Source organism: Enterococcus sp. AZ194 (assembly GCF_051713825.1).
GTDB lineage: Bacteria > Bacillota > Bacilli > Lactobacillales > Enterococcaceae > Enterococcus_K.
Window position 1 is genome coordinate 1737103 of the sequence record NZ_JBIOQR010000001.1, and the last position, 14713, is coordinate 1751815.

14 protein-coding genes are annotated in these 14713 nt (G+C 40.5%); all 14 read left to right on the forward strand.

The window, feature by feature from the left end:
• Window positions 1-155: 155 nt before the first annotated feature.
• The 14 genes from IGI37_RS08105 (at window position 156) to pyrE (ending at window position 14501) form a co-directional block, all read left to right on the forward strand.
• Window positions 156-554, forward strand: a complete 399-nt coding sequence (locus IGI37_RS08105) for a hypothetical protein (protein WP_438761093.1) — start codon at window positions 156-158, stop codon at window positions 552-554.
• The gene (locus tag IGI37_RS08110) at window positions 538-1236 is read left to right on the forward strand and encodes a CBS domain-containing protein (RefSeq protein ID WP_438761094.1); all 699 of its coding nucleotides are present in this window, start codon (window positions 538-540) and stop codon (window positions 1234-1236) included. Before IGI37_RS08105 ends, IGI37_RS08110 begins: the two co-directional genes overlap by 17 nt.
• Before the next feature lie 5 nt (window positions 1237-1241).
• On the forward strand, window positions 1242-1700 hold the full coding sequence (lspA, locus tag IGI37_RS08115) for a signal peptidase II (RefSeq protein ID WP_438761095.1): 459 nt from the start codon (window positions 1242-1244) through the stop codon (window positions 1698-1700).
• Entirely contained in the window at window positions 1700-2608 is a 909-nt protein-coding gene (locus IGI37_RS08120; protein ID WP_438761096.1) for an RluA family pseudouridine synthase, read from the forward strand. The genes lspA and IGI37_RS08120 overlap by 1 nt, the downstream gene beginning before the upstream one ends.
• Before the next feature lie 320 nt (window positions 2609-2928).
• A complete protein-coding gene (pyrR, locus tag IGI37_RS08125; RefSeq protein WP_438761097.1) occupies window positions 2929-3462 on the forward strand; it encodes a bifunctional pyr operon transcriptional regulator/uracil phosphoribosyltransferase PyrR in 534 nt (177 codons plus the stop codon).
• A 19-nt stretch (window positions 3463-3481) separates the two neighbouring features.
• Complete coding sequence (locus IGI37_RS08130; protein ID WP_438761098.1) at window positions 3482-4774, forward strand: uracil-xanthine permease family protein; 1293 nt, start codon at window positions 3482-3484, stop codon at window positions 4772-4774.
• A gap of 15 nt (window positions 4775-4789) precedes the next feature.
• Complete coding sequence (locus IGI37_RS08135; RefSeq protein WP_438761099.1) at window positions 4790-5716, forward strand: aspartate carbamoyltransferase catalytic subunit; 927 nt, start codon at window positions 4790-4792, stop codon at window positions 5714-5716.
• 11 nt (window positions 5717-5727) lie between these two features.
• Entirely contained in the window at window positions 5728-7011 is a 1284-nt protein-coding gene (locus IGI37_RS08140) for a dihydroorotase (protein WP_438761100.1), read from the forward strand.
• Window positions 7012-8091: a carbamoyl phosphate synthase small subunit gene (locus IGI37_RS08145; RefSeq protein ID WP_438761101.1), complete on the forward strand. Its 1080-nt coding sequence runs from the start codon at window positions 7012-7014 to the stop codon at window positions 8089-8091.
• A 1-nt stretch (window position 8092) separates the two neighbouring features.
• A complete protein-coding gene (carB, locus tag IGI37_RS08150; protein WP_438761102.1) occupies window positions 8093-11278 on the forward strand; it encodes a carbamoyl-phosphate synthase large subunit in 3186 nt (1061 codons plus the stop codon).
• Between the two features lie 167 nt (window positions 11279-11445).
• Complete coding sequence (locus IGI37_RS08155; protein ID WP_438761103.1) at window positions 11446-12228, forward strand: dihydroorotate dehydrogenase electron transfer subunit; 783 nt, start codon at window positions 11446-11448, stop codon at window positions 12226-12228.
• Entirely contained in the window at window positions 12225-13154 is a 930-nt protein-coding gene (locus IGI37_RS08160) for a dihydroorotate dehydrogenase (RefSeq protein WP_438761104.1), read from the forward strand. The genes IGI37_RS08155 and IGI37_RS08160 overlap by 4 nt, the downstream gene beginning before the upstream one ends.
• The gene (gene pyrF / locus IGI37_RS08165; protein WP_438761105.1) at window positions 13151-13873 is read left to right on the forward strand and encodes an orotidine-5'-phosphate decarboxylase; all 723 of its coding nucleotides are present in this window, start codon (window positions 13151-13153) and stop codon (window positions 13871-13873) included. Before IGI37_RS08160 ends, pyrF begins: the two co-directional genes overlap by 4 nt.
• The gene (pyrE, locus tag IGI37_RS08170; RefSeq protein ID WP_438761106.1) at window positions 13866-14501 is read left to right on the forward strand and encodes an orotate phosphoribosyltransferase; all 636 of its coding nucleotides are present in this window, start codon (window positions 13866-13868) and stop codon (window positions 14499-14501) included. The genes pyrF and pyrE overlap by 8 nt, the downstream gene beginning before the upstream one ends.
• Window positions 14502-14713: the final 212 nt, after the last annotated feature.

Genomic DNA, 14713 nt, shown 5'->3' on the forward strand with positions numbered 1-14713 from the left:
AGATAGATGCTTGAGTTTTTTCCTCTCTTCACACCATTAGAGTCGAAAGGAAGGATTGATTACAAATCTTCACTGTGCTCAGATTTAATCGAACAATCGGCTTCACTCGACTTGTTTTTTACGTTATACTAAAGCATAATAAGGAGTGCTTTTAGATGAAACTTTTTGTAACACGACAAACGGGTTTTTATGGTATGGGGAGTCCCATTGATTTATTGGTAAACGGCGAGAAAAAAACTGTCTTGCAACACCAACAAACCAAAGAGCTAGACTTACCTAATAAACCACTGACGCTCCAAATAAAATTTTCTTTTTTGTTACGAAGTCCAATCTATACCATTCAGCCTAGCCCGATAAAAAGTTATACTGTTGTGATGAATCCAAAACTCATTCAAATTTATTTGATTTTGTTTGTTAGTATGCTTTGTATTCCGCTATTTCTAAGGAGCTTATGGCTAATGCTGATCCTTCTTGTTCTATTTGTTTTTTTCTTAAAAAACATGGCTTCAAAGGCCTATCTTCTAAAGGAGAACACACATGCCGAAACCGTCTGAGGAGTTTTTAATAAGTTTTAATCGTATTGAAAAATGGCTACGTGAAGAAATGAATAACCCGAGTAGTATGGGGTTTAGTGAAATGGTCCGACGCTTGGCGCGAAGAAAAGATCTGCAAGTCGGAGCTCATGCGGATGATTTATTACAGATTGCTCAGCTGAGAAACGCTATTGTTCATGACCGAATTTCTGAGGACTTTGTGATTGCTGAACCTAATGAATGGATTCTACAACGCATCAAACAAATTGAACTTGATTTGACTCAACCAGAAATGGTTTGTCCCAGATTTTCAAAAAAAGTCACTGGGTTTGATTGGGAGCTACCACTACTAGAAATTTTGAAAATCGTTGCTGAAAAGCGCTATTCTCAGTTTCCGCTTTATCGTAATGGCGTGTTTGAAGGGTTGATTACGCTTCGTGCATTAGGTTTTTGGTTTGCCAAACGAAGTCAACAGGGTGACTTACATTTAGAAAAGCTACAAGCCAAGGATCTGATTGTTTCAGATGGAAAAGAAACAAACTATCAATTTATTTCGGAAGATACACATGTCTTTGAAGTAGAAGCTTTGTTTCGTGACAAAGCAACACTCGAAGCCGTTTTAATAACCAAGGATGGTAATCCCAATGGCAATTTAATGGGGATTATTCGTCCGCGAGATATATATTCTACAGAAAAGGATTGACGCCTGTGATTTTTATTTATTTGTTATTGAGTGCTGCCGTGATTGGCATTGACCAATGGGTGAAGCTCTGGACTGTCTCAAATTTTAAGTTAGGCGAGAGCCAATCAGTCATTGAAAATATTCTTTCTTTGACCTATATTCGTAATACCGGAGCCGCTTGGAGTTTATTGGAAGGAAAGATGTGGTTTTTCACAGTTGTTACAACAATTGCTGTAATAGCAGTCCTTTATTTCTTGGTGAAAAATTTGCATGGAAACAAATGGTTTACGATTGGGCTAAGTCTTGTTTTAGCTGGTGCTCTTGGAAACTTTATTGACCGTATTCGTTTGGGTTATGTCGTGGATATGTTCCAGACAGACTTTATTAATTTCCCGATTTTTAACGTGGCAGATATGTCTTTAGTAATTGGGGTAGTATGTATCTTCATTTATATTATTTTAGATGAAAGAGAAAAGGGGAGCTAATGAAACAACAAATTGAAGTAATTATTCAGCAACAAACAGGGCGAATTGATAAGGTTTTATCAGAAACCTTAAAAAACTATACTCGTTCACAAATTCAACAATGGCTTAAAGAAAACGGCGTCACGGTTAATGGAGATACAGCTAAAGCAAACTATAAGGTTAAAGCACAGGATAAAATCATCATTACAATACCTGAGCCAGAAGTATTAGACTTAATTGCTGAGGATATTCCTTTAGAAATCGTCTACCAGGATACAGATTTAGCCGTAATCAATAAACCACAAGGAATGGTTGTTCATCCTTCTGCCGGACATAAAAACGGTACCTTGGTCAATGCTTTACTGTTTCACATCAAAGATCTTTCAACGATTAATGATGTGGTACGTCCAGGCATTGTCCATCGAATCGACAAGGATACATCCGGCCTATTGATGGTTGCTAAAAATGATCAAGCACATGAATCTTTAGCAAAACAACTAAAAGACAAAACTTCTTTACGCAAATACGTGGCTTTAGTACATGGAGAAATTTCGCATGAAAAAGGAACGATTGAAGCTCCTATCGGCCGTTCAAAGATCAATCGCAAGAAACAAGCAGTGATAGAAGACGGCAAGCCTGCTACCACACATTTTCAAGTCCTTGAGCGTTTTGAAGGTTTCACCCTTATTGAACTGAAATTAGAAACGGGGCGTACACACCAAATTCGTGTGCACATGCAATATATCGGCTTTCCTGTGGCAGGAGATCCTTTATACGGGCCCAAAAAAACATTAGAGGGAAATGGCCAGTTTTTACATGCAAAACTTTTAGGCTTTACGCATCCAACAACAGGTGAGAATTTGGTCTTTGAAGCACCACTTCCCGAACTATTTGAAAAAACTTTAGAAAAATTAAGAGAAAATCATTGATTTTTTTTCTTAACAACGTTATAGTACTTCTAGAGAAAAATTAAATAAGTAATCCTTTAAGAGTAGTCCCGTGAGGCTAAGAAGGAAGCGAGTAAGTACAAACCTTGGTGCGCCAAGACGATGACTTATTCTATAGACGTGTACACACAAAAAGTCTGAAACCATCCTCCTACCTTCACAGGTAGGAGTTTTTTTGTGTAGTCCTACTTATTTTAGGGACTATTAGCAGGGATGCTAGGCGTGAGGCACTCAAATATAATGAGATAGCTTGTCCTCATTATGCGAGTCTTCGCCACAATTAATTATTGGAGGGAAACAGTATGCAAGGAAAAGAAGTTGTCGATACAATCACAATGAAACGAGCACTAACACGAATCACTTACGAAATTATTGAAAGGAATCGTGGCGTACAAGATATTGTCTTAATCGGCATAAAGACAAGAGGCATCTACATCGCCCAACGAATTGCTGAACGTCTGAAACAGTTAGAGCAAGTCGACGTACCGGTGGGAGAACTTGATATCACCTTATATCGAGACGATAAAAAAGAGGAACCACAAGCCGAGCCTGAACTTCACTCATCAGATATTCCTTTTTCGCTTGAAGGAAAAGAAGTCATTTTAGTGGATGATGTGCTTTTTACAGGTCGAACAATTCGAGCAGCAATGGATGCCATCATGGATTTTGGCCGACCAAACAAAATTTCACTGGCTGTTTTAGTGGATAGAGGGCATCGCGAATTACCTATCCGAGCAGACTATGTTGGAAAAAATGTCCCTACATCATTAAGTGAAGAAATTATTGTTGAAATGGAAGAATTAGATGGTCAAGATAGAGTCTTGATTGCGAAATAAAACAAATAGGAGTGTACCCATGTCAGATAAAAAACCATTCAAAAACTCAGATGCTGTATTAGATATTCACGATGTCCCAAAGCCCGCTCAGTGGTTAGGACTTAGTTTACAACACTTATTCACCATGTTTGGAGCCACTGTTCTTGTTCCTATTATGGTCGGAATTGATCCAGGGATTGCCTTAGTCAGTTCAGGGCTGGGAACATTAGTTTACTTAACCGTTACAAAAGGAAAGATTCCAGCTTACTTAGGAAGTAGCTTCGCTTTTATCGCGGCCATGAAGATGCTCATGCAAACAGATGGTTATCCAGCCATCGCACAAGGAGCCATGACAACGGGACTTGTTTACCTAATTGTTGCACTTATTATCAAAAAAATTGGCTCCGCTTGGTTAGATAAAATTTTGCCACCGATTGTAGTCGGACCTGTCATTATGGTTATCGGCTTAGGACTAGCTGCTAATGCGGCAAACAATGCCATGTACAGCGATGTCGCTAATCAAGTTTATGACTTCAAATACGTTGCTGTTGCCTTGATTACCCTAGCATTGACGATTTTCTTCAACATGTACTTAAAAGGTTTCTTAGGATTGCTACCTATCTTGTTGGGAATTGTAAGTGGCTACTTGGTTGCTCTATTGTTTGGTATTGTTGATGTCGATTTAATTAAAAACGCCCCTTGGTTTGCCTTACCAAATTTTGAAGTTCCTTTTGTTCACTATGAACCGAAACTTTATCTTGGGGCTATCACAACCATGGCACCCATCGCTTTTGTCACAATGACTGAGCATTTTGGTCACTTAATGGTCTTAAACAAACTAACAAAACGCAACTACTTTGAAGATCCTGGTTTACACAAAACCTTAATGGGTGATGGACTCGCACAAATTGTTGCCGGTTTTGTTGGGGGGCCTCCTGTAACAAGTTACGGTGAAAATATTGGCGTTCTAGCCATTACTCGTGTGCACAGTGTCTTCGTTATCGGCGGTGCAGGGGTCTTAGCTATCTGCCTAGGTTTTGTTGGAAAGTTGAGTGCTTTAATCTTAAGCATTCCAAGTCCGGTTATTTCAGGAATTAGCTTTGTCTTATTCGGAGTAATTGCTACAAGTGGGTTAAAAATCTTGATTGAAAACCAAGTCAACTTTGATAAGAAGAAAAACCTTCTAATTGTCTCAGTCATCTTAGTAGTCGGCATTGGCGGGTTGATTTTCCAAGTAGGTACCTTTACCTTATCAGCAATGGCTTTAGCAACAGTAATGGGCATCGTCTTAAATTTAATCTTACCTGAAACTTCACGTAGCGAAGAAGACTAAGAGGAGGAAATATTCATGATTATCCAATCAGAAAGAATCAGCTTAAAACATCTTTTAACCATTGAAGCGTTGACCGATCAAGAAGTAATGGGCTTAATTCGGCGAGCGCAGGAGTTCAAAAATGGTGCCCAGTGGACGCCGCAAAGAAGACAATACTTTGCAACAAATTTATTTTTTGAAAATAGTACGCGAACGCACAAAAGTTTTGAAGTAGCTGAAAAAAAATTAGGATTGGATGTCATTGAATTTGAAGCCACAACGAGTTCTGTTCAAAAGGGCGAGACCTTGTACGATACGGTATTAACGATGTCCGCACTTGGTGTTGACATCGCCGTCATTCGCCATGGAGCAGAACATTATTATGAAGAACTGATCCAAAGCAAGACCATTCAATGCTCCATCATAAATGGTGGGGATGGGAGTGGACAGCATCCAAGTCAGTGCTTACTTGACTTGATGACTATCTATGAGGAATTTGGTTATTTTGAAAATCTAAAGGTTGCAATTGTCGGCGACATTACGCATTCTCGTGTCGCCAAATCAAATATGCAAATGCTCAAGCGTTTAGGAGCAAAGGTGTTCTTCTCTGGGCCTAAAGAGTGGTACGACAAGGAGTTTGAAGTTTACGGACACTATCTCCCTTTGGATGAACTGCTTGACCAAGTCGACGTAATGATGATGCTCCGCGTGCAGCATGAACGACATGACGGCAAAGAAAGCTTTTCAAAAGAAGGCTATCACCAAGAATATGGTTTGACGGTAGAGCGCGCGAAAAGATTACAAGCACACACAATTATCATGCATCCAGCTCCCGTCAACCGAGATGTTGAATTAGCGGATTCGTTAGTTGAAGGACTCCAATCTCGAATTGTTCAACAGATGAGTAACGGTGTATTTACACGAATGGCAATTTTAGAAGCAATATTAAATGGAAAGGCGTAGGAGGAAAAAAGATGAAGACAGTAATTAGAAATGGTCAGATTGTAGTAAAGAATAACCAACTAGAGCCTGTAGAAATTTGGATAGAAGAGGGGCTTATCAAAGCGATTGGAACAGATTTTTCTGACCTTGAGTTTGATCAAGTCATCGATGCAAAAGGACAATTAATCTCTCCTGGATTGGTCGATGTTCATGTTCATTTACGTGAACCAGGCTTTACTTATAAAGAAACGATCAAAGCAGGAAGTTTGGCAGCCGCTCATGGAGGCTTTACCACAGTTTGTGCGATGCCTAACTTAAATCCTGTGCCAGATACCGCTGAGAAGCTTTCAGCAATCTATGAAACCATCAAAAAAGATGCTGTCATAAACGTTCTCCAATATGCACCCATTACCGAAGAGTTAAGAAGTGAAGTTTTAACTGATCAAGCAGCTCTAAAAGAAGCTGGCGCCTTTGCTTTCACCAATGATGGCGTTGGAGTTCAAACAGCTGGAACCATGTATCTTGCAATGAAGGAAGCGAAGAAACAAGGAATGGCTTTAGTGGCTCACACAGAAGATGAATCGCTCTTGTTTGGCGGTGTCATGCATGAAGGTCAAATCTCTAAAAAGTTAGGCTTACCAGGAATTCTTAGCTCAACAGAAGCGTCACAAATTGCACGAGATGTTGTCTTAGCAGGAGAAACTGGCGCTCACTATCATGTTTGCCATGTTTCCACCAAAGAAAGTGTTCGAGTCATTCGTGATGCAAAAAAGGCTGGCGTTCATGTAACAGCAGAGGTTTCACCTCATCATTTAATTCTGATTGATGAAGATATTCCTGAGGACAATGGTTTTTGGAAAATGAATCCTCCTTTACGAGGAGAAGAAGATCGCGCAGCTTTGATTGAAGGCTTACTAGATGGAACCATTGATTGCATCGCTACGGACCATGCACCACACGGCTTAGAGGAAAAAAGGCAGAGTTTCTTGAAAGCACCGTTTGGCATTGTTGGCAGCGAGACGGCCTTCCAATTAATCTACACATACTTTGTCAAAACAGGCGTCTTTACTTTAGAACAAGTCATTGACTGGATGGCCACAAAACCAGCTGAAATCTTTGGCCTAAAAGCTGGCACACTACGCGTTGGCCAAGCCGCAGACATTGCACTATTTGATCTACAAACAAAGACGACCATTGATGAAACAGAATTTGAGTCATTGGGAGTGAATACCCCATTTGTTGGGTGGGAAATTCATGGAGAAACCATCTGCACCCTCGTTAATGGAAAGATTGTCTGGAAGAAGGAGGAAAAGTAAATGAAACGACTATTGATTTTAGAAGATGGGACTGTCTTTTCTGGTAAAGCTTTTGGTGGACAAGCCAACGTTTTTGGAGAAATCGTCTTTACAACAAGTATGACTGGGTATCAAGAAACCATTACAGACCAAAGCTTCAATGGTCAAATAATCACATTTACTTATCCAATGGTAGGAAATTATGGCGTCAATCGGGATGATTACGAATCAATCGCGCCAACCTGTAAGGGCGTTGTCGTTAAAGAACACGCTCGTCTAGCAAGTAATTGGCGAAAACAAATGACATTAGATGAATTCTTAAAACACAAAGGAATTCCTGGTATCTCAGGAATAGATACTAGAGCACTGACACGAAAAATTCGTGAGGTAGGAACAATGAAAGCTAGCATGGTAGATGCTGGAGATGAATTTAACCATATCTTCGATCAACTAAAAGCGACTGTTCTGCCTACCAATCAAGTCGCTCAAGTATCAACAACTAAACCTTACCCTAGCCCAGGCATTGGACGCAATGTTGTGGTGATTGACTTTGGTTTAAAACACAGTATTTTACGCGAATTATCGAAACGTCAATGCAACTTAACAGTAATGCCTCACAACACCTCTGCACAAGCCATTCTTGACTTATGTCCAGATGGAGTCATGTTAACAAACGGTCCGGGAGATCCCAAAGATGTCCCAGAAGCTATTCAAATGATTAAAGAAATTCAAGGAAAAGTTCCTATTTTTGGCATCTGCTTAGGTCATCAGCTGTTCGCATTAGCTAATGGTGCTGATACCTACAAAATGAAATTTGGTCATCGTGGCCTGAACCACCCAGTAAGAGAGATTGCGACAGGAAGAATTGATTTCACTTCACAAAATCATGGGTTTGCGGTTGATGAAAAAACGATCGATCCAGAAACACTGATGGTGACACACACAGAAGTCAATGACGGAACTATTGAAGGGATTCGTCATCGTCGTTATCCAGCCTTTAGTGTTCAGTTTCACCCAGATGCCGCACCTGGACCGCATGATGCGCTTCACTTGTTTGACGAATTTATGGAAATGATGGATGCCGGAAAGGAGCAAGACTAAGATGCCAAAACGTACGGATATCAAGAAAATTATGGTGATTGGCTCAGGGCCAATTATTATCGGTCAAGCAGCTGAATTTGATTATGCAGGAACACAAGCTTGTCTGGCATTGAGAGAAGAAGGTTATGAGGTTGTTTTAGTCAACTCAAATCCAGCAACAATTATGACAGATAAAGAAATTGCAGATAAAGTTTATATCGAACCCATCACGTTGGAATTTGTTTCTCGGATTTTGAGAAAAGAAAAACCTGATGCTTTACTCCCAACTTTAGGTGGGCAAACAGGGTTAAACATGGCTATGGAACTCGCTTCTTCTGGAATTTTAGATGAACTACAAGTCGAATTATTAGGGACTAAGCTTTCAGCGATTGACCAAGCGGAGGACCGTGATTTATTCAAACAATTGATGGAAGACTTAGAACAACCGATTCCGGAATCTGAGATTGTCAATACAGTCGACGAAGCACTAGCTTTTGCAGAAACAATTGGTTATCCAGTCATCGTTCGTCCAGCCTTCACTTTAGGAGGAACAGGTGGTGGCATGTGTGATAATGAAGAGGAGCTCCGTCAAATCGCCGAAAACGGCTTGAAGCTTTCGCCGGCAACACAATGTCTGATTGAACGTAGTATCGCGGGTTTCAAAGAAATTGAGTATGAAGTAATGCGCGATTCAGCAGACAATGCAATTGTTGTCTGTAACATGGAAAATTTTGACCCTGTTGGTGTTCACACAGGTGATTCGATTGTTTTTGCCCCTAGTCAAACGCTCGCAGATCATGAGTATCAATTACTTAGAGATGCTTCACTTTCTATTATCCGGGCACTCAAAATAGAGGGGGGCTGTAATGTTCAGCTAGCACTAGATCCCCATAGCTTTAACTATTATGTCATTGAAGTGAACCCTCGTGTATCTCGCTCTTCAGCATTGGCAAGTAAAGCAACTGGATATCCAATTGCCAAGCTTGCAGCAAAAATTGCGGTTGGTTTAACCTTGGATGAGATGAAAAATCCTGTGACGCAAACAACTTATGCGGAATTTGAGCCAGCTTTAGATTATGTGGTTGCAAAAATTCCTCGTTGGCCTTTTGATAAATTTGAAAAAGGAGAACGTCGTTTAGGCACGCAAATGAAAGCCACTGGTGAAGTCATGGCAATTGGACGAAACATTGAAGAGTCCTTGTTAAAAGCCGTTCGCTCACTAGAAATTGGTACGTATCACGTAGAAATCAACGAGTTCCAACAAGTGGAAGACGATGATTTAATTGAAAAAATTGTAAAAGCACAAGATGACCGTCTCTTCTATTTAGCAGAGGCTATTCGGCGAGGCTTCACCATCCAAGAATTAAGTGATTTAACAAAAATCGACTTGTTCTTTTTGGACAAGCTCCTCCATATCATTGAGTTAGAAACGGCTTTAGAAGAAGCGCCAAATGACTTAGAAATTCTGAAAGAAGCCAAACAAAACGGCTTTACTGACCGTAAAATTGCTGATTTATGGCAAACAACAGAAGTGGAAGTGACCGCTTTTAGAAAAGCTCATTCACTCACACCCGTCTATAAGATGGTGGATACCTGTGCTGCGGAATTTGAATCACAAACGCCCTATTTTTATAGTACGTATGAAGTCGAAAACGAAAGTCATGTTTCAGAAAAACCTTCTGTTCTAGTGCTTGGTTCCGGGCCTATCCGAATCGGGCAGGGGGTTGAATTTGATTATGCAACCGTTCATTCGGTGAAAGCCATTCAAGCGGCTGGTTACGAAGCCATCATTATGAACAGTAACCCTGAAACGGTCTCGACTGACTTTTCCATCTCAGATAAATTATATTTCGAACCACTGACGCTAGAAGATGTCATGAACGTGATTGATTTGGAACAACCTAAAGGCGTCATCGTTCAATTCGGTGGGCAAACAGCCATTAATCTGGCAGAGCCGTTAGTCAAAAAAGGCGTAAAAATCTTAGGCACAAGTATCGAGGATTTAGACCGCGCGGAAAACCGCGATTTGTTTGAACAAGCCTTAAAAGAGTTAGAGATTCCACAGCCGCCAGGAGACACCGCAACTAGCAAGGAAGAAGCGGTCGTGATTGCCAACCGAATTGGTTATCCGGTACTTGTTCGTCCAAGTTATGTCTTAGGTGGACGGGCGATGGAAATTGTTGAGAACCAACAAGATTTAGAGGATTATATGGTCAACGCAGTGAAAGCCTCACCTGAACATCCTGTCTTAGTGGATAGTTACTTGTTAGGGCGTGAGTGTGAGGTAGATGCCATTTGTGACGGTGAAACGGTCCTTATCCCAGGGATCATGGAACATATTGAACGTGCTGGTGTCCATTCAGGTGACTCAATGGCAGTTTACCCGCCACAAACTTTATCAAAAGAGATTCAAGAAACAATTGCGACCTATACAGAAAAATTAGCACTTGGATTAAATTGTATCGGCATGATGAATATCCAGTTTGTCATTCATGAAGAAAAAGTCTATGTGATAGAGGTCAACCCACGAGCAAGTCGAACAGTGCCGTTTTTAAGTAAGATTACTGGTATCCCAATGGCTCAAGTAGCAACAAAAGCCATTCTTGGCAACTCCTTAAAAGAGATGGGTTATGAAAATGGTCTCTATCCAGAAAGCCAGCTGGTCCATATTAAAGCGCCAGTCTTTTCATTCACAAAGTTGCAAAAAGTGGACACTTATTTAGGCCCTGAGATGAAGTCAACAGGTGAGGTAATGGGTTCTGATATCAGCTTAGAAAAAGCTCTCTATAAAGCATTTGAGGCTTCTGGTTTACATTTACCAAGTTATGGGGCGGTCTTATTCACCATCGCAGATGAAACAAAAGAAGAAGCTTTAAATCTTGCCAAACGTTTTTATGAAGTTGGTTATAGCTTACTCGCAACGAAAGGAACAGCTACGTATTTTAGAGAACAAGGTCTAGATGTGTTAACGGTCGCTAAAATTTCTGAAGAGACGGATAAACGAAACGTCGTAGATCTTATCAGAAAAGGAGCAGCACAAGTTGTCGTCAATACGATGGATAAAGATCGAACTCACGCATCAAAAGACGGCTACACCATTCGCCGAGAAGCGGTGGAACATGGTGTTCCGCTGTTCACTTCACTAGATACCGCCGATGCAATTTTACGAGTGCTCGAATCACGAGCCTTTTCTACACAAGCTTTATAGATCCAATCAATAAATTCATTCGAGAAGTCGTGAAAACCTAGGTTAAAACCTGACATTCAGAGACCTTTTTGAGTGTTCATTCATGACACACTCAACTGACTTCTCGTTTTTCTAAAGAATGAAACACTTTTTGTAAGCCGACAATCACGTTGAAAAGGAGCAAGAGAATGAAACAAGAAATGATGAGAATTGTTAGTCAAAGACAACTAGCCCCAAGAATTTTCGAACTAACGCTAACAGGTGAGTTAGTCAAAGAAATGGTGACAGCTGGTCAATTTATTCATATTCGTGTTCCCCGAGCAGATTTATTGTTACGCCGTCCTATCAGTATCAATCAAATCAATTCTGAAAAGAAAACCTGCACCATCATTTATCGGGTAGAGGGGGATGGTACCAAAGAATTCTCCTTGTGCCAACCTGGTGACTTATTAGATGTGTTGGGTCCGTTAGGAAATGGCTTTGATATTAGTGAACTAAAAGCAGGTGAAACGGCCTTTATTGTTGGCGGAGGGATTGGTATTCCACCTTTATATGAACTGTCAAAGCAGTTGAAACAAAAAGGGGTTACACCTATTCATTTTCTTGGCTTTGCCTCAAAAGAAGTCATGTATTACACAAAAGAATTCGAAGCTCTTTCTGAAACGCGATTTGCTACAGATGATGGGAGTTTTGCCCAAAAAGGCCATGTTGGTCATTTATTAAAAGAAGCCGTTCAAACTATCACACCAGACGCTGTTTTTGCTTGTGGTGCAAACGGCTTACTAAAAGCGGTGGAAGCGCAGTTTGAGGAACACCCGAATGTTCAATTATCACTAGAATCAAGAATGGCTTGTGGAATAGGCGCTTGTTACGCTTGCGTCTGTCATGTGAAAGGCGATGAAACAGGGAACAAAAGTCGTAAGGTCTGTGATGAGGGGCCAATCTTTAAAGCTGGGGAGGTTATCATATGAAAAATCGATTAGCAGTTCAATTACCTGGCTTAAATTTAAAAAATCCAATTATGCCAGCCAGTGGGTGTTTTGGATTTGGTAAAGAATACGGCAAATATTACGATTTGAATCAATTAGGTTCAATAATGATTAAGGCGACCACTCCTGAAGAACGCTTTGGTAATGAAACACCTCGTGTCGCAGAAACACCATGTGGCATGCTCAATGCGATTGGATTGCAAAATCCTGGTTTAGATGTTGTTTTAAATGAAATTTTACCTAGCTTAGAAGCTTATAAGGACTTACCAATCATCGCGAATGTTGCAGGAGCTTGCGAAGAAGATTATGTTCTCGTTTGCGAAAAAATCAGTCAGGCTAAAAATGTCCATGCGATTGAGTTAAACATTTCATGCCCAAATGTCAAACATGGGGGAATTGCTTTTGGAACGGATCCAGACGTAGCCTTCGAATTAACCAAAGCTGTAAAAAAAGTTTCAGAGGTGCCGATTTACGTCAAACTTTCTCCTAATGTGACCGATATTGTGCCAATTGCCAAAGCTATTGAAGCAGGCGGCGCAGATGGGTTTACAATGATTAATACTTTATTGGGTATGAGAATTGATTTAAAAACACGCAGACCTATTTTGGCTAATCAAACAGGGGGCTTATCAGGCCCGGCCATTAAGCCCGTCGCGATTCGTCTAATCAATCAAGTCGCTAATGTCTCTAGCTTACCAATCATCGGCATGGGCGGTGTACAGACAGTTGATGATGTCTTAGAAATGTATATGGCTGGTGCTAGTGCTGTTGCAATCGGAACGGCGAATTTCACTGATCCTTACATTTGTCCGAAGTTAATTGACGCCTTGCCTCAGCGCATGACTGAGCTAGGAATTGATTCATTGGAACAACTAATTAAAGAGGTAAGAGAGGCCAGAAAAAAATGAATACTCGACCAATCATCGCGCTAGATTTCCCGAATAAACGTCAACTTGAAGGTTTTTTAACTCATTTTCCATCTGAAGAATCTTTATTTGTAAAAGTTGGAATGGAACTATTTTATGAAGAAGGTCCCGCAATCGTTCGCTGGTTAAAAGGCCTTGGACACGATGTCTTCCTCGATTTGAAATTATACGATATTCCGAATACAGTTGAAATGGCGATGCGCCGCTTAGCAGCTCTAGGCGTTGATTTAACCTGTGTTCATGCAGCAGGTGGTGTTCAAATGATGGAGGCTGCATTGAATGGCCTAAAAGAGGGGACATCAAAAGGCAAAAAACGCCCTCTCCTGTTAGCCATTACCCAACTAACATCAACGAGTGAAAAACAAATGCAGGTCGATCAATTGATTCCTGTCACATTGGAGGAAAGTGTTATTCATTATGCCAAATGTGCGGCAAAAGCCGGTCTAGATGGCGTCGTTTCATCTGCTTGGGAAGCTTCTCAAATAAAAGAGTCTACACATCCAGAGTTTGTTTCCTTAACTCCAGGGATTCGTCCCACAGGAAGTGAGATAGGTGATCAAAAACGAGTCGTTACTCCAGGAAAAGCACGTGAAATGGGAGCTAACTTTATCGTGGTCGGACGGCCTATCACCAAATCAGAAACACCCTATGAAAGTTATCTACAAATAAAAAAAGAATGGAACGGTGAGGGGAATGACTAATAACCTAGTGAAGACAATTGCGAAAGATTTATTAGAGATAAAGGCAGTATTTTTAAATCCAAAAAATCCTTTTACTTGGGCTAGTGGGATTAAAAGTCCCATTTATTGTGACAACCGAATCACGATGAGCTATCCTAAGGTCCGAAAAGATATCGCTAACGGACTTGCTGAAAAAATCAAAGAGACTTTTCCCGAAGTAGAAGTTATCGCTGGAACGGCAACTGCTGGAATTCCTCATGCAGCTTGGGTTGCTGAAATCTTGGATTTGCCTATGGTCTACATCAGAAGTAAAGCAAAAGATCATGGGAAAGGCAATCAAATCGAAGGACGAATTTCGGAAGGACAAAAGATGGTTGTGATTGAAGATTTAATCTCAACAGGCGGCAGTGTTCTAGAAGCCGTTGAAGCTGCCAAACGAGAAGGTGCTGATGTCTTAGGAGTTGCCGCAATTTTCACCTATGAACTGGCAAAAGGTATCACAAACTTCGAAGCACACAAAACACCTCTTATTACCTTAACCAATTATTCGACACTGATTGAAGTCGCCTTGGAATCAAACTATATTAACGAAAATGAATTAAAACTTTTAAAAGACTGGAAAACAGATCCCGAAAATTGGTTAAACTAGTCTTTTGAAACTTACGAACAAGAAAATTTTTAAAAGACTGAAAATAAAGTGGAATCAAGATGGCTGTATCTCAGCGAAACTTGTCTTTCTTTATTCTTCAGTCTCTTTCTTTTTGACAATATATTGTGTAAACTTTATGAGCAATGTAAATGACAATTCTCTATACTTCCGTCAAAATAAACCTATTCGCTGACTCCAGCGTGTTTTTATTT